This is a genomic window from Vibrio sp. 1641 (assembly GCF_033339995.1).
Taxonomy (GTDB): domain Bacteria; phylum Pseudomonadota; class Gammaproteobacteria; order Enterobacterales; family Vibrionaceae; genus Vibrio; species Vibrio alginolyticus.
In genome coordinates, this window is the sequence record NZ_JAWOVP010000001.1 from 76,345 (window position 1) to 100,463 (window position 24,119).

The window sequence follows — 24,119 nt, forward strand, 5'->3', positions numbered from 1 at the left end:
TATTTCGGTAAAAAAGCGAATGTTATTTAATAAAAGCGATGCATCCTTGCAAAATCACTAAATTCACAATGTCGATGAAGAATGCACCGACAATTGGAACCACCATAAATGCTTGTGGTGATGGGCCATATCGACTCACGATGGAGCCCATATTCATGACCGCAGTCGGTGTAGCACCTAACCCAAAACCGCAGTGTCCGCTAGCGATCACCGCCGCATCGTAGTTGCCTCCCATCATGCGGAATGTTACGTAGTAAGTGAACATCGCCAACACTGCCGACTGAATAGCAAGAATAATAAGGAATGGGATCGCAAGATCGAAAATATTCCACAATTTCAAACTCATCAAGGCCATGGCAAGAAATAGAGATAGTGCAACCGTGCCAAGAATATCAACGGTTTCTAAATCAACCTTGCGCGCCTTCGTCACTTCCATGATGTTAGTGATAACAACACCAATAAACAGCGCATACACAAAATCGGGAATCATTAGCCACTTGATGTCAAAACTGCTTACCCAACTCTCCAGATACTTCGCGCCTGTCACGCAAAGTAGAATGATGGACAAGCTTTCAACGACTCTTTTCGCTGTGACACGATCTTCCTCATGTTCGTTGTACGTCACCAGTTCAGGGAAACTCTGATGACTTTGATTGGTGCGTCCGTATTCCGATTCCAAGTTGTGTTTGTTTAGTAGCTTTTGTGCAACAGGGCTGCCAATAATCCCGCCCATCACCAAGCCAAATGTAGCAGAAGCCATTGCCACCTCTAGAACATTATGCAAACCATACATTTCTTGAAAAGTTTGCGACCACGCAGCTCCAGTTCCATGTCCGCCAGAAAGCGTAATGGATCCGGCGATCAACCCCATGAGTGGATCTAACCCCAACGCTGTTGCTAAGGACACGCCGACCGCATTTTGGATAAGAATGTAGACCGATGCCACAACTAGGAAGATGAAAACCTTCGCACCGCCTTTAATCAGTTGGGTGTAATTTGCCGCTAAGCCAACGGTTGCAAAAAACATCAGCATAAAGACGTTTTGCAGTGGTAAATCAAAGGAAACATCCACACCGTTTAAGTGCATCGTCGTGATGACGCAAGCGACCACTAGACCACCAACAATTGGCTCTGGAATATTAAATTTTTTTAAGGTTGGTAACTTGGTATTGATGAACTGCCCTAAAAACAACACGCAAATTGCGACGAGGAACGACTCCTGTGGGCCGATAGATATTACCTGATTCATGAGACCTCTTTACTCTACTCTTTCTCATTCATTGAGCACGCGCTCAACGTGAGATAGGTGCCTAAGCCAGTCAGATTGCCTCTCGAAACTTTTGTTTTCTAGGCCTCTTTGACCATTGATTCTCATCAAGTAAGAAATAGGCAGACCTAAAATTATGCTAATTATCATTCAGTGAGAATATTCATTTAGAACAGGCGATAAGTGTATTGATGGGAAGAGAAAAACAACACTTCTCAACTTATGAGAAGCAATTAATTTCCATATAAAACAAAACCTCAAAACAACGACCACATAGGTGGATATTTAGAGCGAATAAGACAGGCGGATACACTAGGTTTTAAATTATTACTTTCTCTCTAACGCACTAGGTGTTATACATATATATAACACCATCTCAACCAAGAGATTCACTCATGACTAATTGGCATGATCGCCAACCGATATTTCGACAGTTGGCAGACCAGATCACGCAGCAAATACTGCAAGGTGTCTGGCAAGAAGGCGATGCTCTGCCCTCCGTCCGTAGCATCTCTGCAGATATGAAAATTAACCACCTCACCGTTATGAAAGGCTATCAATTGCTTGTTGATGACGGGCTAGTGGAGAAAAAACGCGGTCAAGGTATGTTTGTCGCTTCAGGAGCAAAGCTCAAATTACTCGCAGACGAGAAGGCACGTTTTCTTCAGCAACAAATTCCGCAGATAGCCGACACAATACAGCGTCTGGATATGTCACTCGACGAATTCATTCAACAACTAAAACCACACTTGAAAGGTGACCAATGAGCGCATTAGTCAGTGTAAACAACGTCTCCAAGCAATATCAGCAACAAGGAGAAGCACTGCATGAAGTGAGTTTCGACCTACATGCAGGACAAGTACTTGGCTTACTCGGCCATAATGGCGCAGGTAAATCAACGCTTATTAATGCCCTACTCGGTGCACATGAATATCAGGGCACTATTCGTATCAACGGATTTGAACCTATTATGCAACGCGACAAGATAATGCAGAGCTTATCCTACATCTCGGATGTCAACGTTCTGCCAGATTGGATGACCGTTGCTCAACTGCTTAACTATACCGAGGGCGTGCATCCAGGGTTCAATCGCGCCCAAGCAGATACGCTACTTCGTCAAACGGACATCAAACCTCGTGCGCGTATCAAATCTTTATCCAAAGGGATGAAGGTGCAATTACACCTCGCGATTGTGATCGCAACCAACACCCAAATCCTCATATTGGATGAACCGACACTCGGGTTAGATCTCGTGTATCGCGAGACGTTTTATCGTCACTTATTGGAATGGTTTCACGACGGCGATCGCGTGTTGATCATCGCCAGTCATGAAGTATCAGAGATTGAGCACTTGCTGACAGATGTTCTGATTCTTAAGCATGGTCGCCCCGTTCTGCAAACCTCGATGGACAGTATCAGTGAAGACTATTTCATTCTTGAAGCCAACGACGAGCACCGCACACAAATTGAAGCGATGAACCCACTCTCGTCACAAAAAGGCCTCGGTTCAACGAAATGGTTACTCAAAGCCCAGTATGCCCAACAAGCAGAAACAATGGGCTCCATCCATGGGGTGAAGTTAGCGGATCTATTTTTAGCATTGCAGAAGGAGGCAGCGTAATGCGTTCAGTTGTCGCGATGTTGCAAAAAGAGTGGTTAGAAAACCCTCTTGTTTTACGTATTCCACTGTTTGTGTTGGCGTGTGGAGTTATTCTCTTTGTGAGTTTAATGAGTAACGACACTCTACAACACAATATGTTTTTCCAAATGAGCTTTGGTGGCGATGTCAGTGACATTCACAAAGAGCTTGGCGATGATGTCAATATGTTGATTACCGGAGGAGCAGGGCTGCTGTCTATCTTGTTAGCCGTTCAGTACTTCCCAAGAACGCTACGCAAAGAACGGGCGGAAGGCAGCATTATGTTTTGGCGCAGTATGCCTGTCAGTGACATAAAAACCCATTTAGTGAAGCTAGGATTTGGCTTATTGGTGATTCCGCTCGTCTGCTCGGTGCTCGTACTCGCTGCAAATTTAATGTTGTGGTTGCTGAACATCTCTACTGATCACCAATTGGCTTTATTGTACCGCCAAGCCTCGTTAGGTTACGTGCTGCTGCATTGGGGAGAGTTTTTAATCAGAATGTTTTTCGCCGGTATTCTGCTGTTACCGCTGGCATTAACTGCGATGGCTATTTCACAAAAAGTGAACTCACCACTGGTCATTTTGTTTATCGCCATTTATGCGCTGCGTTGGATGCCAATCGCACTATTTGGCTATTACGGCCTAGATCAGTTCTTCTCCGAAGTGCTTTACCTTCCACTGCACGCCATTGCTGCACCAAGCCCATTTAATGCCATTCCTCAGGCGGGCTGGTTAAACGTTGGCATTTACGCTTTCATCGGCGTTCTTGGTTGGACAGCTAGTCTCAAGTTCAGCCGAACCATTCAATAATCCGTCGTCCGATAAACGGCCAAAATCGAGCCATAAAAAAACGGTCACAACCTGTGTTGTGACCGTTTTTATTTCGACCTTAGGAGATCATGAACTTAAATTTAACCAAGGAATGAAATGTAACCTTGTAAAATGATTAAGTTAACGATGTCGATAAAGAAAGCCCCCACAATTGGCACCACCATAAATGCCTGCGGCGACGGGCCAAAACGGTTAACGATAGAGCCCATGTTCATTACGGCTGTTGGGGTTGCACCCAAGCCAAAACCGCAGTGCCCCCCTGCAATAACAGCAGCATCGTAGTTGCTTCCCATCACTTTGAACGTAACATAGTACGTAAAGATTGCTAAGACGACAGACTGCACAGCTAAAATAACCAAGAATGGAATCGCTAGATCGAAGATATTCCATAACTTCAAGCTCATCAGAGCCATCGCTAAGAACAGAGATAGCGATACCGTACCTAACATATCGACCGTTTCGGCATCTAACTTACGAATCTTGGTCACTTCCAAGAAATTCGTAATGATCACACCAATGAATAGCGCATATACGAAGTCTGGAATCATCAGCCATGAGATTTCATACGTGCTTACCCATTGCTCGACATACTTGGCCCCAGTAACACAGATCAGTAGGAAGAAGAGTTTCTCCACCACTTTTTTCGCCGTTACTTTATCTTCTTCATATTCGTTGTAGGTCACCAACTCAGGGAATTTTTCGTGAGTTTTGGCATCTCGACCACCACGACCATACTCCGATTCAATGCTGTTTTTTTCTACGAGGCGCTGCGCTACAGGGCTACCAATGATACCGCCGATGATCAAACCAAAAGTCGCTGATGCCATTGCAATTTCTAAGACGTTATCCAATCCATACACGTCTTGAAAGGTTTGTGACCACGCAGCACCTGTACCATGACCACCTGACAGAGTAATCGAGCCAGCAATTAACCCCATCAAAGGATCTAAACCGAGCGCCGCCGCGAGTGAAACGCCAACGCCGTTTTGTATGATGATGTAAAACGATGCGACAGCTAAGAAGATAAAAACCTTCGCACCTCCTTTCATCAACTGAGTGTAATTTGCGGCCAAACCAACCGTCGCAAAAAACATTAACATAAACGTATTTTGTAATGGCAAGTCGAACTCTAAGTCGATGCCGTTGAAATGAAGAGCAGTAATCATGCAGGCCACAATAAGACCACCTACAATCGGCTCAGGTATGTTGAATTTCTTTAAAATCGGTAGCTTAGCATTAATAAAATGCCCCAGGAAAAGCACACTGATTGCGACCAAGAAGGACTCCAGTGCACCTACAGATATTAAATGATTCATATCGCCTCTTATTATTGTTCTCTTCATTCTCCGTAATGAATGAGTGTTAGTTTAACCTTCGTTCAATAGCAAATTTTCTCGCTTTATTGTTTCGAAAATACTCAAAAAGTTGGTGTAGATGCGCCTTAGGCTAGTTTAAGGGGCGCTCCTTAAGCGATGTGTCAGTTTTTACGCTGTTAGCAAGCCCTTAAATGTGAAAGGAGCTGATACAGCTCCTTCAAATGGCCCCTCGCAATACCTGTGCGTTATCGCTTGGGGTGTCGTGTTGTGAGTAAATTCTGGGTGACACTTTCTGAACCACTTCGGGCTCCCTTACTTAAACAGAATGTGTCAATTACTATCAAACAAAGTTCCTTCCCGTTGTAACCGCTAAACGCCGAGAGCGCGTTCAAAACAATTGGGTTTGCCTGTTCCTGTCGTAGCTTTTCAACTCTGGCTCATGGTGTATAAACGAGCCGAATCCAAGGAAACTCTCAGGCTGCAACAAACGTTTTCGTCACAACGGAGCAGGATTATAACATATCGCTGATAATTTTCTTCAATTCAGTGACATTCACCAACCACATGGTTAAACCTTGCAATGATTAACTGCCTATTATTATTTTCACAGATAAAGATCGAAGCACAGCTACTCAGTAAGCTTCTTAGAAAACGATGCATAGCCAATAACTTCACCGCCGTTCTTATCCAAGAGGTCTTGATAAACGCCCTAGAGAACCAAGCCGCCGAAATATGCGATGTTATCATGATTGCTTTTCGAGACCGATGCCCCGACTTTGGCTGATGAGTACAACCCCAACTATGCATCAGGCAAAAACATGTATAATTTTTTATACAAGTTATTCAATAACAAGAGTCCCACATGAACATTCATTCGCTTTGCGCTGCGCTATTACTCAGCATCGTCTCATCAGCTACAGCAGCTGAAAACATTCGTATTCAATATTCTCCCATAGAGACAACTCATGAAAAAATCGCCCAACAATCTATTCAAAGCAGCGATGTAAACACCATCTTTGTTGAGCTGTCTCAGGCCTACTTTCCATTTGATCAAGCTCTCACGCTGGTTTACGGCGGAGAAGATGGTCCAATGTATGATCCTGATACACACACAATATACGTTCCTTACACTTTTTATTTGGAGTCGCTCAATTACTTCTCCAATAATCAGTATGAAGAACGCTTCGGAAAATCCCCAAAAACAGGGGCGCTAGATACGTTATTGCACACTTTACTTCATGAAGCTGGACATGCTTACATCGAAGATCAAAGCATCCCTGTTCTCGGAAAAGAAGAAGATGCGGTCGATAATTTTGCCACTATTTTAATGATTGACTTCCTAGAAGATGGCGCAGATATGGCCATTAGCGCCGCCGACATGTTCGCATTCGAATCCGACGACAGACCGGACTACTACGATTTTGGCGAGTACATTGACGAACACAGCTTTGATTTGCAGCGTTACTTTTCAACGTTATGTTTGGTGTACGGTAGTGATCCTGAGCAATACAAAGCCTTACTCGATGAAGTAGAAAAAGACTACCTGCGTGATCGCAAAGAGTTCTGCCAATTCAATTACGGCAACATTCGCGACAATTGGCTGCATTACTTGCAAAACAATGAACCAAAAGAAAATTCGCCACGTAAAAGCGATTAGAAAATCTCAAACAAGAAAACCGCAATGACAAAACTCACCATATTTTATGACGGAACCTGCCCGCTTTGTGCCAAAGAGATGAAGGCGCTAAAACAACGCGATGCCAAGCAGCAAATCAAAACCGTCGATATCTATAGTGATGCATTCGCAGATTATCCTCAGATAGATCCTGAACAAGCCAACACCATTTTGCACGCCCTCAACGAAAAGGGGGAACTTCTGCTTGGGTTGGACGTGACTCATCGTGCGTGGCAATTAGTTGGTCGCGGTTGGCTCTACGCTCCACTGCGTTGGCGCCTCGTTAAACCTGTTGCTGACTGGCTTTACCTCAAATTCGCAAAGAATAGGTATCGCGTCTCATATTGGTTAACGGGGACTTCTCGTTGCAATAGTGGGTCGTGTTCACGTTAATTGTGATCCCGCTTAAAAATGCTACGACCTTCGTCTAGATTTACAAATTTCCAGTACTTCTGATTGAGTAACTCGGTTAATCTCTAAGCATTACAACAATAAGTATTAACATTTTTATCAGGCAAGCTTATTCAGCTTGTCACTTGTAACGCTGCGCCGAGAGAAGGACGTCTCTATGAATCTGACGATCAGAAAACGACTATATATCCTTTCAATAATTCCAATTCTAACTATGGCAATAGGCATGATGTGGTTCACCTACGTACAAACCACGGCCTACAACGAGCACGAGATTGAGCAAACTCGAAGTCGAATGATGGAGATGAAAAAAGCCGAACTCAAAAGTTACGTACAAATGGCGCGTTCCGCTGTCGAGCCGCTACTCGCACAAAATGCCCCACTGGAAGAGGCTCTGCCTATCTTGAAACAACTAGAGTTTGGTCAATCCGGCTACATCTTTGGTTATGATTCAAAAGGCGTTCGCGTCGTGGTGGGTAAAAACACCAAAGGCATCGGGGAAAACTTCTATAACTTGCAGGACAAGAAAGGCAATTACCTGATTCAGGATTTGCTAAAAAATGCCAAAACTGGTGAGTTCACGACTTATTACTTCCCGAAACTCGGTCAGAGTGAAGCACTACCGAAACTGAGCTACTCAGTCTTTATTCCTGAATGGGACTTGATGTTGGGAACGGGGTTCTACACGGACGATATCGACGCCATTGTGGCAGACATGGAAAAAGCCGCACACGAAGATCTCAACACCACACTAACTGCGATAGCCCTGTTTTGTGCCTCGATTACAGCGATAGTTGCAGTCTTTGCCGTGTTTGTTAACCGCAGCATCATGAAACCTATTGAGCAGTTTGATGCTTCAATTCACTCTTTCGCGCAAGGCGATGCAGATTTAACCGCGCGCATGGAAGAATCGAGCGTGCCGGAGTTCACCCAACTTAGCCGTAACTTCAATATCTTCGTTGAAAGCCTGCAAGGCATCATTAAGAGCGTTAGCCACGTAGGACAAGAAGTGGTTTCAGAGACCAACGAGATGTCACAGCGTGCATCGCAAGTGGACGAGTTAGCTTCTGGTCAACGTGAAGAGACCGAACAAGTCGCAGCGGCAATGACCGAGATGACAGCAACGGCGCACGAGATTTCAAACAACGCTAACCAAGCAGCGCAATCAGCCAGAGACGCCGATGAAAACTCACAACAAGCAAAACACATTGTTGATTCAGCAGCGAACTCTGTCGAAGCACTCGCGCTAGAGGTGTCGGAAGCCAGCACGGTGATTTCTCGTTTAGAAAGCGATGTACAGAACATTTCTTCTTCTCTGGAAGTGATTCAGGATATAGCCGAGCAAACTAACCTATTGGCACTGAACGCAGCCATTGAAGCAGCCCGTGCAGGCGAACAAGGTCGCGGCTTCGCAGTCGTTGCCGATGAGGTTCGTAAACTGGCGAGTCGCACTCAAGACAGCACAGGCGAAATTCACCAAATGATTGAGCAATTGAAGTCTGGCTCGGATGCGGCAGTGAAAGCCATGGGCTCAAGCCAAGCGCGTGGTGAAGCAACGGTTGAGGAAGCACGAGCAGCCTCTGCCGCACTGCAAGAAATCCAAGCCGCAATTGCTAACATCATGGACATGAACACCTTGATCGCAACGGCAACCGAAGAACAAAGCCAAGTTGGGCAAGAGATTTCACAACGCATCGAAGTCATCTCTCAACAAAGCAGCCAATCGGCGCACCTTGCCAACCAAAACCGTGCAGGCAGTGGTAACCTTAACCACAAAGCTAACGAGCTGTACGACTTGGTGGGACGCTTCACGGTTTAACTTCCTTAACCATACTTAATAGTAGAAACAGCGACGCCTTAACGTCGCTGTTTTTATTTCTGCTATCCTCAAGCGACTTAGCTATAATGCCGCCAACTAAGCACCCACAAGGGCAAAACCAGATGATTACCATGACCACCAATTTCGGTGACATCGAGATTGAACTGAACCTAGAACGAGCACCAGTTAGCTCAAAGAACTTCAAAAAATACTGTGAAGATGGCTTTTACGACGGCACCATTTTCCACCGCGTTATCGACGGCTTTATGATCCAAGGTGGCGGTCATACCGAAGACATGGCAGAAAAGCCAACACGCGCCCCAATCGCAAACGAAGCAAACCGTGGTCTAAAGAACCTTGTTGGCACTATCGCAATGGCGCGTACCGATGCACCGCACTCTGCAACGGCACAGTTCTTCATTAACCTGGAAGACAACGATTTCCTAGACCACACCGCAACCACTAACCTAGGCTGGGGTTACGCGGTATTTGGTAAAGTGACCGCGGGTATGGATGTCGTAAACCGCATCGCGAAAGTAAAAACGACCTCTAAGCTTGGTCACGATGATGTGCCATGCGATCCAATCATTATTGAGAAAGTGACAGTCAGCGAATAAGCCCATTCATCTCTTCGGAGAAGTCGTCGCTATAACGACAAAAGCGCCTAACGTCTGATGACTTAGGCGCTTTTTGTTTTTATGACTCAGCCGATTAGTTGGGCTTATAACGAAGTTATTGATAGAAAAGCTCAGCTTTGGCTCCAACCAAATCAAGCTCAGAGCCTTGAAAATCAGCCAGATATTCAGCAACAAGGTTGTACCCAACCCAATACCCCATGTATTTCGGCCAGCGACTTTCATCGCTGCCAAGAAAGTAAGCGTCGAAGTTGTAATCTAAGCTGGTCAATTTGTCTTTCATCTCAGCGTAGAAAGGGCGCCAATCTTGATCTTTGATTTGCTCAAACAAGCTCGGAGTGACGCCGCCATTCACCTTACGTTCGAAGTGACAAGCTAACCCTTCCATAATTAGTACATCACCAAGTGCAACGCCACTTTCTCCCGCTCGCATACGGAACAGGTGATGCAACTCATGCGCTAACACCGCAGCTAGTTCTTTCTCAATAACGTTTTTAATATCAGTACGTTGGGTATCAAGCAAAATCTCTACACGATAGGCACTTAAGCAATAGCCACCAATCCCCGTCTGCGGTACGTCATTGCGATCAAACGGGCTAATGGTGAGGTCAATGTTACTCAAATCAAAGTAACTAGAAAGTTGTGAGCTCAGATCATCAAGTTTCTGATGCAAATACTCAGAGATTGGAGACAGTTCTCCCGTCGCATTTAACAGGGTTACGCGATAACTCATTTATCTTCCTTGATAATGTGGGTTAAGAGCAGCGAGTTTACAGTGTAAAGAGTGAGCAGTTCTAGCGATTACATCCCTTTGAACAAACTTTGAGATGCACGACTCACCGGAAGCTTAGTTTCTCCAACGTGAACAAACATTCTGCCTGCAAAGTCTTTGTTTACTTTGCTAATTTTGCACACTTGCACCACGCTTGAACGGTGCACTTGCCAGAACTGTTCTGGGTTAAGCTGCCCTATCAACTCTTTCAACGATGTACGAATCAAATACTCCTGCACTTTGCCTTGTCCTTGTTGGGCATACACAGAAACGTATTTTTCTTCCGCTTTGAAATACAACACATCAGACGTGGCGATCAGATGAATGTCTTCCCCTTGCGTCGCTTTGATCCACTGAAGATATTGTGGCGTTTGTGGCGCAGATAATTGCTGCAACTGCTCTAATAGGCTGCTCATCTGCACATTACTGCTTTCTTGCTCTCGCTTAGCAAGGCGTGCTTTCACTCTTTCACACGTCGTCAGCAGGCGCTCATCCGAGATAGGCTTGAGCAAATAATCGGCGGCATTTTGCTCAAAAGCTTTTATAGCGTAATCATCGTACGCGGTGACAAACACAATCAACGGTGGGTTGGCGAGTTGATTGAGTTTTTGCGCTAATGTCATACCATCCAAAACTGGCATACGAATATCAAGAAACGCAATGTCAGGTTGGCTTTGCTCAATGGCTTGCAACGCTTGTTCACCATCGGCGACTTTGGCTATCACCTCTAGCTCTGGCCACACTTCAGCTAGGCTTTTATCAAGATGACGCCTCAATAGCGGTTCATCATCAGCAATAATGGCACTAAACCCTGTATTCATTCCTTTCTTCCTTGATTACGATTCCATTGGCCAACTCAGGCGAACACAAACGCCACCCTGAGCAGACTCACTGATAGAAACCTCTCCTTGCCCTGCGAACAAAGCTTCAACTCGCTGCTTGAGATTACTTAAACCGACGCCAGAGCCCATGTGCCCACTAACGTGATTCAAGCCAACACCCGTGTCTCTGACTTCGATCTTCAAGTTCTGTTGTTCGCGCTTGATGAGCAAACTGACTTCGCCGCCTTCTCGCTTCGGCTCAATACCATGGATGATGGCGTTTTCGATTAAAGGTTGGAGCATCATCGGCGGTAATTCGGTTCTGCCTAGCCCTTCTTCCACCTCAATCTTGTAACTGAGTCGATCACCTAAACGGGTTTGCTGAATGCCTAAGTACGCCTCAATTAACGCCGTTTCATTGTCTATGGTAGTTTGCTCTTCACGTGAGCTTTTGAGCGTTGCTCGCAGCAGCGCTGTTAACTGTTCTAGCATCAGCTTAGCTTTATCGACATCTTGCGACATGAGCGCGCTGATATTCGCCAAGGTATTAAATAGGAAATGTGGTTCAATCTGGCTTTGCATCTGCTTAAGCTGACTCAGCAACAGCGCACGATCTTGCTCTGCTTTCTCGCGTTTGATGGCTTCCAACTCTCGCTGAGCGATTGCATGTTGCTCTCGTGAGTAGAAATAGAAAAAGCACATGGCACTGAATAACAATCCCATCAGATCAACCGACAGCATACTTGAGATACCGAAGTATTCCCCAAGCCAAAGCTGGGCGTTCACCACACCAAACAATAGGCAAGCCGTCAGCGAGATAGCCACTTCCGCCAAACGAGGAATGGTAGGAAATAGGCGGTCGACAAGCCATGAGAAGAAAATAGCCGAATAGCCAAATCCAAAGCTAACCGCTACATGAATGTAAAATGGACCGCCCCAAACCGAGAGCGTCATTGCTGCGATAAAGAGACAAAATGCCGTCGTCACTAATAAGCTACGCGGCCATCCACTTTTCACCACTGATTTTGCTGAACACATTTAGAATTTTCCTTTGATGTTAAATACAATCATATGCTTATCATTGATTTGTGCGTAAGCAGATTGGTCGTCTCCGGTTAAAAAGCGTGCGGCAACTTCCACTTCTACACTTTGATCGCCAGTATCAATCCATTGGTAGTTAAGCCACTGCGTGACAATCACACCACCATCTTGGGGCGACAACATCACATCCAACGTGGGGGTTACATCACTTAGCCAGCCCATATCCGCTTTACCGTTCCATGCAGCCCACGCTTCCACATCCCAACTCCAGTGCAGCATTACGTTATGCTGAACGATATTGGCGTGCTGAAACCCTTGGGCGTAGCTTGTTGCAAGTAGAGACGTTTGGGGATTAATGGTTTCAGAGAGTAGTTCGCCACGCTCTATTGCTTGTTGCCATTCGCTTTTCGACCATGCTCGGCTGTCGTACCAATATTCGGCAATCACGTTGTGTCCGGCTTGGTTTGCCCAGTTCAATCCAATTAAGGCTTGGAATGCGTTGCCCTGCTCCTCAACCGAAACGGGTTGGTAAAGATCACCCTGCTGAAACTGATAGCCGACACTTTGCTTTTGCCACAGCATGGAGCCGTGCATGGCGATGGATTCATCCCACACGGCAATGGCACTGGCTCCGAGCAAACCTCGGCGCACATCATCGTAATAACCAATAAGTTGATACTCGGTGTCACCCACCAGCGCATAACGACGAATACCAACACCTTGCTGCTCTGCGGCTTGATCAAGTGCACTTTGATTTTGTTGCCCCCAGCTTGAATCCGTCGCAATCACCGTCCACTCGCCTGCCATATCGTAGTGTGAAAGTGAAAACACACCCGCGCCCTCTTCTGCTACTAAGCCAACAGGATTTTGTCGATAAGGCTTAAACAGATCCAAAGGTCGGTAGCCATAACCCACGCCCCAATCCACGCGCAACTTACCCAAACTCACATCAAGAGTGGTGTCACCGACTTGCCACTCTCCTAGCCAAGCCAGCTCTCGAATCAACAGTTGATTATCTGCTTCACTCCACCAGTCACTCTCTCCTTGTTGGTTGAGGTACAATCCTTGGCTATACAAAGCAAACAAGCCACTGAAGTTTTGATAATTCACCTGCACATCCAACAGTGCATTAAGTGAATCACGAGAACTGCCCTGCGCCTGCATAAATGCGCTATCACGCTGCTTAGCCGTTTCGTAACTGACAGCCCAATCCCACTCAAAACTCAGCTCATCATTGGCAAAAACTGGGGCTGCTGTGCCCACACACAAGGACGCAGCAATCAACAAACTGGTGCTTTTGTTAAGGTTAGGCTGGTGCGGTTTCATGTGACTTCCTTGCTCGTTTTTATGGTTCTCTTTACGAAGCTCAGACTAAAGCTGAGTCGTGTTGGCTTTTGGCAAATAACTTGGGTTGTAGAACTTGTTATCCAGCTGCCAAGGCACGATTTCTTGGTACTCGATAACGGTCTTTTTGCTCGGCTGAATGCTATCAAGCAAGGTCATCTCACTGACGTAGTCTTCACCGTTGTCGCTTGCACGTCCGTATTGCGCTTGCTTGGCGAGTTTGCCAGAGCGCAAGTAAAGATCAGCTTTAATTGGAAACGCATCTTGCTCAGACAACCACAAGTCGATCTTCTGATAGCTCGCCCCTTTGGTTTTCGCGGTTAAAGCAAGGTGATAAGCCACGACACTTTCCCCGTTTACCGAGACAGTTTCTGTCGCTTTCCATTCACCTTGATAATCTTGGCTCCACGTCAGCGTTGAGATGTCGCCGATAGACGCTTCACCAAGCAGCTTTTGCATTGGCGTAATGCGAATCGGACGGCGACTCTTAGGCATTTGTAGCCAATAGTTGTCGCCCATCATCAACATCTTTTGCCCTGCTTCAACCGCCGATTTGAATACCACCAGCGATTCACGATTTGGACGCGTGTACACGTGGTAAAGGCGGGTTTTATCTAACTCTTGGTCTTGATATAAGCGCACCAGAGACACCACTTTGGAGGAATCATCTTGCAAGCGGTAGCTGTCGGCTTTTTCCATCAATTGCGCAACTTGCTGTGCATCTAGTGCTGTTTCATTCGCACTGACATTCATGCTTGCAACGCCAGTTACCATCAGCAATGCAATTGGTAATAGTGATTTGAAATTAAACATAAATCAGTGCCTCCGTAATTGGCTTGTTCACCCCTTTGCGTGCCGAGAAAAACGCCGCAACCAAACAAATCATCAATACTGCAAATCCTGCTATAGCTACCAGCTCCCAAGAGAAGTAAATCGTTAATGGGTAACCTTCTGTGCGTCCTGGCGGTGGCGGCATTTGCACATCCACAACCATCAGTAAGACGGTGACTAGCGCCGTAAACAAAGCACCGATTAAGCTGCCAATCACGGCAAGTAACCCTGCTTCGCGCAAGAACCCAGCAATAATTTCGCGAGGGTAGCTACCAAGTGCTGACAAGGTGCCTATTTCACGGGTACGCTCGGTGACCGACATGGTCATGGTGTTGAACAGGGCGACAAAGACCACCAACGCCATCACTGCCCCCATAATGCCGAAGATGCGGTCGTACAAATCTTTCACTTTGAGATAGAAGAACGCACGTTCTTGCCAAGGCGTAATCTCAATATCTTGGTCACCAAAGTTCTGCTTTTGCTTACTCAAAACCGAAACCACTTGTTGCTCGACTTGGCTCGTTAAACTGGTATCGAACAGGAAGACAGATAACGCACTGACTTTGTCTGAGCCCAACAACGATTGCGCACTGTTGATGTCCACGTACAGCTGGCGTTTATCAAGCTCAGGCACGCCGGTTGAATAGATGCCACGCACTTTGAAGTCATACGCATTCAATGCACCGTCGGTTGTGGTCGCCAGCAAGGTGATCCAATCGCCAACGTGCACGCTTAGGTTGTTCGCCAAATCAACGCCGAGCATCACCTCTGGCTCTGCAGGGTCATAACGCGATGCATGAATGTTGGACAGCGTCTGCCCTTCACGCACATCCAAAAACGGTCCTTTCATATCGAATTCGCGCTCGTTAACACCAATGCCGATAAAGATCGATGACTTGTTGCCGTTGGAAATCAAACCGCTGAACTCAACTCGTGGCTGCACGCCTCGCACTTCATTCAACCCAATCAATTGCTTGGTGATGTCGTCGGCGTGAGTTAACCCGTTACTCAGTGGCATCTCTTCTTCTTTGGCGAAATAACCCGGCGTGGTTAACGTCAGATGCCCCGTGTCACGCGCTGTCGATTCTTTCAAACTGTCGTAGGTGTACAGACCAAAACCACCCGCACTGGTTAACGCAAACACCGCAATGGCAATGATCAGCATCGACAATAAACTGCGACGGCGATTGCGTTGCAGGTTCAACCAAGCAAGGCGAACGGAAACAGGAATTAGCTTGCCCATGAAACCTCCTCCACACTTGCGTGCGTTTGGGTAATTTTGCCGTCCACCAACTCAATGGTGCGGTCACAGCGGGATGCCATACGAGGGTCGTGTGTGGCGACAATAAAAGTGGTGCCTAGCTCGTGTCCGAGCCCTTTCATAATGTCGATGACCTTGTTGGCAGTTTGGCTATCAAGACTTGCGGTTGGCTCATCAGCAATCACCAACGCTGGTTTGTGCACTAAGGCGCGCGCAATTGCCACGCGTTGTTGCTGACCGCCTGATAGGTTATCGGGCATGTGATGAATAAACTCGCCCAAGCCAACGTGTTCTAACATTTGTGTGGCGAGCTCGGTTTGTTCTGCTTTTGAAAAGCCGTTGAGATGCAGCGGATAAGCCACGTTCTCCAATGCCGTCATCACAGGCACAAGGTTGAATTTTTGGAACACAAAGCCAAGCTTTTCACGACGCATTTTCGCAGCCTGCATTTGCCCAGTTGGGTATGGGCTGCCTGCAAATGTCACCTGACCTTGGTATTGAGTATCCAGCATGCCAAGCACGTTAAGTAAGGTGCTTTTGCCTGAGCCAGACGGCCCGCACAATGCCACCATTTCGCCGGCAAACACTTCACCAGACACGTCTCGCAATGCACGCACCGTTTGGCTGCCAAGGGCGTAATCGCGACTAAGTTGATTAAAAACGATCATGACGCCTCCCTAATACTTCGCTAGCAGCGCTTTCGCGGTTTGCGTTTCTAGATTGCTGTCGCCCAATTGCTCCATTTGCGCTAACCATGTTTTGGCTTGTTGAACATCTTCAGCGCGCAGTGCCGCTTCAATGGCATAACGGTAAATCCACGAAGTAGCCGCGAAAGGTTGTTGGCTAAAACTCGGCTCATCGAGCAATGAAAGGTACAGCTCGTAGCCACGCTCAAAGTGATTGAACATGTCTGGCAGAGAGGTAAACGTAGTAGCTGCCATGGCGGTAGCTAGCTGGTATTCCGGCAAGCCTTGTAAGCGTTGTTGCTCTTGCAGTGGTACTGGCTGATTCGCCATTAAATCCAAGCCTTTTTGGATTGTGGCAAGACCGCGCTCGGTGAACTTGATCTTGTTCCAAGGCATAAACGCCTCACGACCTTGCAACGTCTCCGCACTGCCCAAGTAAACCAAGGTCACCGGCGTTGCGCCCTGCTCTTCGAGTTGTTTGGATAGTTCGCCATAAACAGTATCAACTAAGCCAGAGTCACCCTGTGCTGCTTGGTTGAATTGACTGAGTGTGCGCTCGCTTGGGTTAGCCAGAGCCAGATTGCTGCTGAGTGCAAATGCGGCGATAAAGGTACTTGCCAGTTTAAGAGCTTTGATTGAGCGAGATTGAGAAACCATCATGTACTGTCCTTAGTTGAACGTGATTTGATGGTTTCAGATTAAGGGAGAAGATCGCACGCTGCTTTTGCATGCGACCAATGGCAATTATGCGGAGTGAATGGTATTGAGAGAGGATGAATGACATTCACTTAAACAGAAAATACAATTCCGTTCATTCGTAACGCTACATTTTTACGGCAGTAACAATAAAAACACTGGCTTAAAATCTGAGGCTAGTGTATTTATCCATCCCACAGCTACCCATAACAGACAGTGTCGCACTCTCCTTTCTTACACACCTTTGCATGGTGTCTGTTGTTTCCAAATCGAGATTCTTAGCATCGGAATAGTTTGAACTCTTCGAGTTTTAGTTGTTTTCGCACTCAAAATAGGTGCGTTATTAGGTCGTTGAAAATGAATAAGCGTTATTTCCCAAGAGTTGATTTGCCACTACTCATGGCGATCATTCCGATCATGCTGTTAAGTTCGCTCACTCTCTGGAGTGCCAGTAGCTTTAATGAGGCGATGCTCTTCAAACATTTGGCGCGCTGCGGACTGACATTAGTTTGTATCTTGGTCATGTCCTCGATTCCAGCGTCCAGCTATCAGCGCTCAGCTCCATATCTCTACATTATTGCGGTTGCTCTGCTACTTGCTGTCGCTTTATTTGGTGATAGCACCAATGGCTCTCAACGTTGGCTCGATATCGGCTTCTCCCGCTTTCAACCGTCTGAGCTAATCAAACTTTCCATTCCAATCATGATCGCCTGGATGCTGCATATTGAAGGAGGTCGACCAAACAGTCGGAAAATTGCGTTTTGCTTACTTATTACAATGATTCCTGCCGGGTTAATCGCGCTACAACCGGATTTAGACGGTGCAGTTTTTACCATCATTTATGCATTGTTCGTTTTGTTTTTGGCTGGCATGAGCTGGAAAATAATCTGCGGGTTTATTGCGAGCATTTTAACGTTAGCACCTATTTTATGGTTCTTCGTTATGGAAACCTATCAAAAGAGCCGTGTAACACAGTTCTTGCACCCTGAGTCCGATCCACTGGGGTCGGGCTACCAAATAATCCAATCTTTGATTGCGATTGGCTCAGGCGGTATGAAAGGCAAAGGTTGGATGAATGCAACGCAGGGAACACTTGGCTTTATTCCAGAAAGTCATACGGACTTTATTTTTTCGACCTATGCGGAAGAATGGGGCTTTGTTGGCAGTTTAGTCTTACTCGCATTGTACTTGTTTATTACTGCACGCGTTATGTTGCTTGCATGTCAGTCTGACCACTTTTTTAGTCGGCTGGTAAGTGGCGCATTAGCGATGAGCTTTTTTCTGTATGCTTTTATCAATACGGGCATGGTGAGTGGCTTGTTGCCAGTAATGGGTAGCCCACTTCCCTTCTTTAGCTATGGCGGCACGGCGATGCTAACTCAAGGTATCTGTTTTGGTGTAATCATGTCGCTGTGTTATTCCAAATATCGTAACGCATAGCTCTGCTTGAGAAAAAGCGATCAAAAAAAGGCTTCCCTGAGGAAGCCTTTTTACAACGATATGAGCGAATTAATTACAGCTCTGCGTTGTGGTAAACCTGCTGAACATCATCACAGTCATCTAGAAGATCTAGGAATTTCTGGAACTTCTCAGCATCTTCACCCGATACAGGCGTATGAGTTTGCGGAACGAATGTGATTTCTTCAACATCGATCGTTAGATCTGGGAATGCACCGTTAAGCGCAGTTTTTGTTTTGAAGAATTCTGTGTGAGGTGCGAATACAGTGATAACACCGTCTTCTAGCTCAACGTCAGTAACGTCTACGTCTTCCATCATTAGCGTTTCTAGGATGATTTCATCATCGTCGCCTTTGAACTGGAATACCGCTTGGTGATCGAACATGTGAGAAACCGAGCCCTCAACACCAATTTTCGCACCGACTTTCACAAAGCATTGGCGTACATCTTGGAAAGTACGGTTGCCGTTGTCTGTTAGACAGTCAACGATAACGCTAGTACCGCCAGGGCCGAAGCCTTCGTAACGTGCTGGAGTGTAGTCTTCACCACCGCCACCGTTCGCTTTGTCGATCGCTTTATCGATAACGTGCGCAGGAACTTGGTCTTTTTTCGCTTTTGCGATCAGGTGTTTCAAAGACAAGTTCATGTCTGGATCACCACCACCGTTTTTCGCGCACATGTAAATTTCTTTACCGTATTTGGAATAAACTTTAATTTTCGCGCCTGCAGTTTTCGCCATAGAGGCTTTGCGCACTTCAAAACTTCTTCCCATCGGGATGTCTCTCTAAATTCAAATTTAATGCGAAGGATTTTAGCAAAAAGCGAAACCTTTTCAATTTCGCTTAGCAAAGGAATAGGGAGGTTACCTCATTCGTCACATTGGATTGAACCATTGCCACGGTTCGCGTTAAGCGACACCCATTACTCGTTTGTACTTTTCGACCGATTGCTGGAAAAACGCCTTTTCATCAGCATCGTTAATCTTGGACAACTGTTCTTCTATTGCTTCAGGACCAGATTTGGCCTCTCTGAGCTTCCAAACCAAAAACGACGCCTGCTTATCCAGTTCGATTTTGTTTTTTTCGTCAGGCGGCAATAGGGATAGATTAAACGGCATTCACAGCCTCAAGGTACTTTAAATACTAGCCGGGCACTATATCACACAGAGTTACAATTACAGAATAGAAACGCACTTAACTTGATCGATTTCAAGTTAACTATTTAGGCACAGCGCTGATTTTCAGTGCTTTTGGTAAATGCTGTTCGAATATTTGTTGTAATCGAGTCTTGGTAACGGGTTTAGCCACGAACTCGTTCATCCCAACATCGAAGCAATGTTGCTGATCCTCTTTAATGACATTGGCACTTAGCGCAATAATTGGAACGTGTTTCCCCCACTCTCCCATTTTTCGAATTCGCTCCGTAGCAATAAACCCATCCATCACAGGCATTTGGCAGTCCATAAAAATCAAATCGAAAGGCTGCTGATCACACAGCTGCAATGCTTCTTCGCCATGGTTGGCGACACTCACTCGCACACCCAGTTTTTCTAACATGATGCGAACTACCTTCTGATTGACGATGGTATCTTCAACAACCAATACCCAAGGTTTATCATTATCTTGAGGGCTGATTTCGTTGTCTTCCGCTTTCGGGAAATCTAATACATTAAGTTGGTCGGTATAGGTCGATTGCGCATTTATTACAGCAACAGGAATCGAAAATTCAAAACAGCTTCCCAGCCCAAGCTCACTTGTTAGTTGTATTTCCCCTCCCATCAAGTTAACCAACTGTGCAGCTATCGCCAAACCAAGCCCTGTCCCACCATACTTTCTGGTGGTACTACCATCAGCTTGTTGGAAGCGTTCGAAGATTGCTTGTTGGTGCTCTTTCGCAATACCAATACCAGAATCCACAACTCGAAACCGGATATGAGCGGTCTCTCCATCAAGTCGAGACAACGCTACAAGAAGCTTCACATGGCCGCGCTCGGTAAATTTAATCGCGTTGCTCAACAAATTGTTCAGAACTTGTTTCAATCGTGTGGCATCACCTTGCACTTCGATTGGCAAGTGAGGATCAATATCGCTGAGCAGCTGTAAGTTTTTCTGCTTGGCTTTGACACTATGTAAACTGATGACATCGTCAAGTAGCTCGCGAAGATCATAGCTCGTGTATTCCAGCTCTACTTTGCCAGCTTCAACTTTAGAGAAGTCCAAAATGTCGTCGATGATCGTCATTAGTGAGTGAGAAGAACTGTCAATGATCTCTACAAACTCTTTTTGCTGGGGATCGAGGTCGGTGTCATTGAGCAACGACGACACACCAATAATGCCATTCATCGGTGTGCGGATCTCATGACTCATAGTGGCAAGAAACTCACTTTTCTTACGATTAGCGACTTCTGCCCTATCGCGTTCAGCCTCTAACTCAGTCTGGTGCTCTTTCACTTTCTCAACACTTCGGTTGTATTTCTCTGCCAAAACACTCACTTCATCAAAGCACCATCGTTTAGGGAGAGTCACTTTACTCGGCACTGTACCGCCACGAAAATCGCTCACCGCACCAGACAGCAATTGTAACGGATTGACCAACAAGCGAAACGCCACCCAAAGAACACCAATGATGAGGACAAGAATTTTGATCGCTTCTGTCGTAAGTAGAAAAAAGAACTGCTGCCAAAGATCTTCATATATCGCGCTAAGATCCGATTGAACCGTTAATATCGCGAGATCATACGTTTTATCGCCGACCCGATACTGCATCGGCCAGCTTCTCTCGACAACATCCTCAGAAAGCGCCGAACCTAATTCAATGATAACTTCGTCTTCACTAGCAATACGTAAGTAGTCCACCGAGGGCATACGCATTGCACCTTGAGCTTGTGTCAGCAACAGCTCCCTATCCTCTACCCACAAACTCGCAGAAAAGCTCGATAAATAGCTAGACTCAACCTGCTTTAATTCAACATCTAAATGGGCTAAATCTTCGTGAAAAACTCGATATAAGCTCACTGTAGAAATGATGACCGTAAAGATTAAACTCAACGTTAATACCGCCAACATAAGTTGGTTGCCGATACTAAAACGACGTTGAGATCGCTCTTTTTCATCCATATGAAACCGCTCCGATAAACTTGCGCTACTCTAAATATAGCTACGCACAAATAATAATCGAGGATACGATGAAAAGACTTCTACTTAGATTGGCTTTTAGCTTAATTGTTGTAAGTTCTCATGTGACCGCAAATCAAGTGAACTATTACGTCATTGCTGAACAAGCTCGACCATTTCAAATTGAACAACAGGGACAAATGCACTCCGGAATTGTGACCGATATCGTCAGCGCTATCTTCGCGGAGTCGGATTACCAAGTGAATTATCATACTTATCCATTTAAACGTATGATTTCCATATTGGAAGAAGGCGCTGAGCCAAACTGGTTAACTTATGGCAGCCCGAACTGGGGCAAGGTGCAATCGGAAAATTTATCTGAGGAGCCCATTTACACTGTAAAACATGTACTGGTGTCGAGTAGCGAGAAGCCTTTAGAATTCAAAAATATGGATACGATGCATGGTCGTTCTATTGTATTACTGCTGGGGTTTGATTATCCAAATTTAACACCGTTCTTTGAAAATGGCAGTGTCAATGAAATGCGCGTGAAAGACTACAACGCCGCATACCGAGTGATAAGCCGAACCCCTGGAGATACAGCTTTTGTCGAGATGGAATCCCGAGTCCTTTACAACTTAAAGCGACTCAATTTGCCGTTAGAGAATTTTCAGATACAGCCTTTCAGCTCGGTTATTCCTGACTACTCAATCTACCTAGCTTTTTCACCTCAAATGCAACCAGAAACTCAAAATTACATTAATACACGACTCGTTGAATTAAAAACCTCAGGGGAAATTGATGAAATCATTCAAAAGTATCAATGAATCAAATCATTAACAAAAACGCCAACGATGATACGTTGGCGTTTTTGTTTCTGTAAAATCTGTAGCACTTACTTAGTGTGGTTAACAAACTTAGGATCAAACATGTGCCCCAATTTACTCGCCTTGGTTTGCAGGTAATGTTGATTACTTGGGTTATTCCCTTCTTGTAATGGCACTCGTTCAATGACGTTAATATCAACCGCTTTTAAGGCGGCGAGCTTGCGTGGGTTATTCGTCATTAGACGCACAGCGTCAATCCCCAAATGCTCTAGCATTCCTTTACAGAACGCGTAATCACGCATATCAGCGGCAAAACCTAAACGCTCATTTGCTTCCACGGTATCTGCGCCATCATCTTGTAAGTGATAGGCACGAATTTTATTAATCAAGCCGATTCCACGCCCTTCTTGACGTAAATAAAGCAGCACGCCACATCCCTCTTTGACGATGTTTTGTAGCGCTCTATTAAGCTGAAAACCACAATCACAACGCGTGCTAAATAGAGCATCTCCTGTAAGACACTCCGAATGCAACCGAATAAGTGGAGCTGCACTTTTTGTTGGCTCACCATAGACCAGAGCAAGATGCTCTTTATTTGTCGCGGCTTCAATAAAGCCGTACATCATAAATGTGCCCCACTGGGTGGGCAATTTGGCTTTATCGATAAACTTCACGAGATTGTAAGGCTCAACATGTCTCAGCTCTGCCCGCACATTCATCAGAATCTCTCCTAGATGATTTTCTCCTTTACCATCTCCCCCGTCTCCCCAAAAGGCATCTTTATGAGAATGCTCTGTTAGGCAAGCGTTACCCGTTCTCATTAATTGCTGCGCTAATGGTGGATTTTGTAGAAACTTTTCCCTAACGATGAAAGCCATAACAGCCAACTTTATATCGTCCCAATCGCTTCTGACAAAGTGTTCGTATTTGCGGCTTAAAGCAAACGCTTCGTCAGGGGTGCTTGCGTGCTGAATTTTACTTTGCAACTGAGCATCGAGAAACTTTTGGGCTTGGTAATAATGTTCGCTGGTGGGCCAAGTTTGGGAGGAGATATTGACTGGGGCATGGCAAAAATTTGAGAGAAAACCGTGGGGCTCATCGGGCTCATAAAAAAGGATTTGATCAACCATACTTGCGCTCCTTGCTTTGTGGTTGCGATAATCAACAAAAAGCATATCGCTACTGATATATCTAGTAACACAAGGTCAGATTGTCAAACTTCTTCGGGACGGGACGTGAGTGTGAAACTCGTGCTTTTGAGGCGCAAGACAGATAAATGGAGAGTTTGAATAAGAGAGTAATAGAGTGAAAAAATAAAAAGGGCAGTCCGTCGACTACCCTATGGGTTGCTAAACCAACCTGAGGCGATCAGTGTATCAAGCCAAGCTCCCTTGCTTCTTCAATGGTCAACCCACTTTCACGGATCTCACGTAACGCTTCAATGCGTCTTCTGGCTTCTGCTGATTTCACTGTTTTCTCTGGCTTCACAACGGTTTCCTCATCAGGTAATTCCCATTTGTGAGCGATGTTGGTCATCTCGTCATGGTCGATAGAATTAATGGACATATTTCCTCCGAACACACCATGTTTTCGATGCGTAATCTATAGCAAAACCGGAACAAGGTGGTAAGAAAAACTGTAGGGAAATGTGACCCCTCCCGCCCTTTCGCTAAC

Annotated in this window: 24 protein-coding genes; 9 read left to right on the forward strand and 15 right to left on the reverse strand. The window is 45.7% G+C overall.

Annotation, left to right across the window (positions count from 1 at the left end):
- Nucleotides 1-22: 22 nt before the first annotated feature.
- Nucleotides 23-1,249 (reverse strand): sodium/glutamate symporter, encoded by a 1,227-nt coding sequence (gene gltS / locus R7Z47_RS00410; RefSeq protein ID WP_025768732.1) that lies wholly within the window; start codon nt 1,247-1,249, stop codon nt 23-25.
- Between the two features lie 413 nt (nt 1,250-1,662).
- On the opposite strand from gltS (R7Z47_RS00410), the gene R7Z47_RS00415 reads away from it, so the two are divergent.
- Genes R7Z47_RS00415 through R7Z47_RS00425 form a run of 3 tightly spaced genes read left to right on the forward strand, consistent with a single transcriptional unit; the run spans nt 1,663 to nt 3,718 of the window.
- Nucleotides 1,663-2,034, forward strand: coding sequence for a GntR family transcriptional regulator (locus tag R7Z47_RS00415; protein WP_005374444.1), 372 nt, complete (start codon nt 1,663-1,665; stop codon nt 2,032-2,034).
- The gene (locus R7Z47_RS00420; protein ID WP_213967955.1) at nt 2,031-2,888 is read left to right on the forward strand and encodes an ABC transporter ATP-binding protein; all 858 of its coding nucleotides are present in this window, start codon (nt 2,031-2,033) and stop codon (nt 2,886-2,888) included. Before R7Z47_RS00415 ends, R7Z47_RS00420 begins: the two co-directional genes overlap by 4 nt.
- Entirely contained in the window at nt 2,888-3,718 is an 831-nt protein-coding gene (locus tag R7Z47_RS00425) for a hypothetical protein (RefSeq protein ID WP_213869892.1), read from the forward strand. The genes R7Z47_RS00420 and R7Z47_RS00425 overlap by 1 nt, the downstream gene beginning before the upstream one ends.
- Nucleotides 3,719-3,819: 101 nt before the next feature.
- Here the strand turns inward: R7Z47_RS00425 and gltS (R7Z47_RS00430) are convergent, their stop codons facing one another.
- Complete coding sequence (gene gltS / locus R7Z47_RS00430; protein WP_005374448.1) at nt 3,820-5,055, reverse strand: sodium/glutamate symporter; 1,236 nt, start codon at nt 5,053-5,055, stop codon at nt 3,820-3,822.
- Between the two features lie 862 nt (nt 5,056-5,917).
- Here gltS (R7Z47_RS00430) and R7Z47_RS00435 point away from each other — a divergent pair.
- The 4 genes from R7Z47_RS00435 to R7Z47_RS00450 all read left to right on the forward strand — a co-directional run bounded on the left by R7Z47_RS00435 (nt 5,918) and on the right by R7Z47_RS00450 (nt 9,577).
- Nucleotides 5,918-6,712, forward strand: coding sequence for a DUF4344 domain-containing metallopeptidase (locus R7Z47_RS00435; protein ID WP_053303983.1), 795 nt, complete (start codon nt 5,918-5,920; stop codon nt 6,710-6,712).
- Between the two features lie 24 nt (nt 6,713-6,736).
- Nucleotides 6,737-7,123, forward strand: coding sequence for a thiol-disulfide oxidoreductase DCC family protein (locus R7Z47_RS00440; protein WP_031780806.1), 387 nt, complete (start codon nt 6,737-6,739; stop codon nt 7,121-7,123).
- A gap of 175 nt (nt 7,124-7,298) precedes the next feature.
- Complete coding sequence (locus R7Z47_RS00445) at nt 7,299-8,960, forward strand: methyl-accepting chemotaxis protein (RefSeq protein WP_021707578.1); 1,662 nt, start codon at nt 7,299-7,301, stop codon at nt 8,958-8,960.
- Nucleotides 8,961-9,082: 122 nt separating this feature from the next.
- Nucleotides 9,083-9,577 carry a peptidylprolyl isomerase gene (locus tag R7Z47_RS00450; RefSeq protein WP_109169412.1) on the forward strand — a complete coding sequence of 165 codons (495 nt, stop codon included), beginning with the start codon at nt 9,083-9,085 and terminating at the stop codon, nt 9,575-9,577.
- Nucleotides 9,578-9,692: 115 nt separating this feature from the next.
- Here R7Z47_RS00450 and R7Z47_RS00455 read toward each other — a convergent pair whose 3' ends face one another.
- The 8 genes from R7Z47_RS00455 to R7Z47_RS00490 form a co-directional block, all read right to left on the reverse strand.
- Nucleotides 9,693-10,328 carry a DUF2268 domain-containing putative Zn-dependent protease gene (locus R7Z47_RS00455; RefSeq protein ID WP_171359115.1) on the reverse strand — a complete coding sequence of 212 codons (636 nt, stop codon included), beginning with the start codon at nt 10,326-10,328 and terminating at the stop codon, nt 9,693-9,695.
- 68 nt (nt 10,329-10,396) lie between these two features.
- Nucleotides 10,397-11,188: a LytR/AlgR family response regulator transcription factor gene (locus R7Z47_RS00460; protein ID WP_262606665.1), complete on the reverse strand. Its 792-nt coding sequence runs from the start codon at nt 11,186-11,188 to the stop codon at nt 10,397-10,399.
- Between the two features lie 15 nt (nt 11,189-11,203).
- Nucleotides 11,204-12,226, reverse strand: a complete 1,023-nt coding sequence (locus R7Z47_RS00465; RefSeq protein WP_318129745.1) for a sensor histidine kinase — start codon at nt 12,224-12,226, stop codon at nt 11,204-11,206.
- On the reverse strand, nt 12,227-13,555 hold the full coding sequence (locus R7Z47_RS00470; RefSeq protein ID WP_262606664.1) for a hypothetical protein: 1,329 nt from the start codon (nt 13,553-13,555) through the stop codon (nt 12,227-12,229).
- A gap of 45 nt (nt 13,556-13,600) precedes the next feature.
- Nucleotides 13,601-14,386: an outer membrane lipoprotein-sorting protein gene (locus R7Z47_RS00475; RefSeq protein ID WP_262606663.1), complete on the reverse strand. Its 786-nt coding sequence runs from the start codon at nt 14,384-14,386 to the stop codon at nt 13,601-13,603.
- The gene (locus R7Z47_RS00480; protein WP_262606662.1) at nt 14,379-15,647 is read right to left on the reverse strand and encodes an ABC transporter permease; all 1,269 of its coding nucleotides are present in this window, start codon (nt 15,645-15,647) and stop codon (nt 14,379-14,381) included. The genes R7Z47_RS00475 and R7Z47_RS00480 overlap by 8 nt, the downstream gene beginning before the upstream one ends.
- Nucleotides 15,635-16,333 carry an ABC transporter ATP-binding protein gene (locus R7Z47_RS00485; protein WP_005374479.1) on the reverse strand — a complete coding sequence of 233 codons (699 nt, stop codon included), beginning with the start codon at nt 16,331-16,333 and terminating at the stop codon, nt 15,635-15,637. The genes R7Z47_RS00480 and R7Z47_RS00485 overlap by 13 nt, the downstream gene beginning before the upstream one ends.
- A 9-nt stretch (nt 16,334-16,342) precedes the next feature.
- Nucleotides 16,343-17,011, reverse strand: coding sequence for a hypothetical protein (locus R7Z47_RS00490; RefSeq protein WP_137282926.1), 669 nt, complete (start codon nt 17,009-17,011; stop codon nt 16,343-16,345).
- A gap of 393 nt (nt 17,012-17,404) precedes the next feature.
- Here R7Z47_RS00490 and rodA point away from each other — a divergent pair, with 393 nt between their 5' ends.
- Nucleotides 17,405-18,487 carry a rod shape-determining protein RodA gene (gene rodA / locus R7Z47_RS00495; protein WP_318129746.1) on the forward strand — a complete coding sequence of 361 codons (1,083 nt, stop codon included), beginning with the start codon at nt 17,405-17,407 and terminating at the stop codon, nt 18,485-18,487.
- 73 nt (nt 18,488-18,560) lie between these two features.
- On the opposite strand, the gene R7Z47_RS00500 is transcribed toward rodA, so the two are convergent.
- The 3 genes from R7Z47_RS00500 to R7Z47_RS00510 all read right to left on the reverse strand — a co-directional run bounded on the left by R7Z47_RS00500 (nt 18,561) and on the right by R7Z47_RS00510 (nt 21,621).
- A complete protein-coding gene (locus R7Z47_RS00500; RefSeq protein ID WP_005374482.1) occupies nt 18,561-19,277 on the reverse strand; it encodes a YebC/PmpR family DNA-binding transcriptional regulator in 717 nt (238 codons plus the stop codon).
- Nucleotides 19,278-19,412: 135 nt separating this feature from the next.
- Nucleotides 19,413-19,622 (reverse strand): DUF3283 family protein, encoded by a 210-nt coding sequence (locus R7Z47_RS00505; RefSeq protein ID WP_318129747.1) that lies wholly within the window; start codon nt 19,620-19,622, stop codon nt 19,413-19,415.
- A gap of 100 nt (nt 19,623-19,722) precedes the next feature.
- Nucleotides 19,723-21,621: an ATP-binding protein gene (locus tag R7Z47_RS00510; RefSeq protein WP_053303972.1), complete on the reverse strand. Its 1,899-nt coding sequence runs from the start codon at nt 21,619-21,621 to the stop codon at nt 19,723-19,725.
- A gap of 68 nt (nt 21,622-21,689) precedes the next feature.
- Here R7Z47_RS00510 and R7Z47_RS00515 point away from each other — a divergent pair, with 68 nt between their 5' ends.
- Nucleotides 21,690-22,445, forward strand: coding sequence for a substrate-binding periplasmic protein (locus tag R7Z47_RS00515; protein ID WP_005383196.1), 756 nt, complete (start codon nt 21,690-21,692; stop codon nt 22,443-22,445).
- A 68-nt stretch (nt 22,446-22,513) separates the two neighbouring features.
- Here R7Z47_RS00515 and ribA read toward each other — a convergent pair whose 3' ends face one another.
- The gene (gene ribA, locus R7Z47_RS00520) at nt 22,514-23,575 is read right to left on the reverse strand and encodes a GTP cyclohydrolase II (protein WP_017635221.1); all 1,062 of its coding nucleotides are present in this window, start codon (nt 23,573-23,575) and stop codon (nt 22,514-22,516) included.
- Nucleotides 23,576-23,813: 238 nt separating this feature from the next.
- Nucleotides 23,814-24,011 carry a PA3496 family putative envelope integrity protein gene (locus R7Z47_RS00525; RefSeq protein ID WP_005374493.1) on the reverse strand — a complete coding sequence of 66 codons (198 nt, stop codon included), beginning with the start codon at nt 24,009-24,011 and terminating at the stop codon, nt 23,814-23,816.
- Between the last annotated feature and the right edge of the window lie 108 nt (nt 24,012-24,119).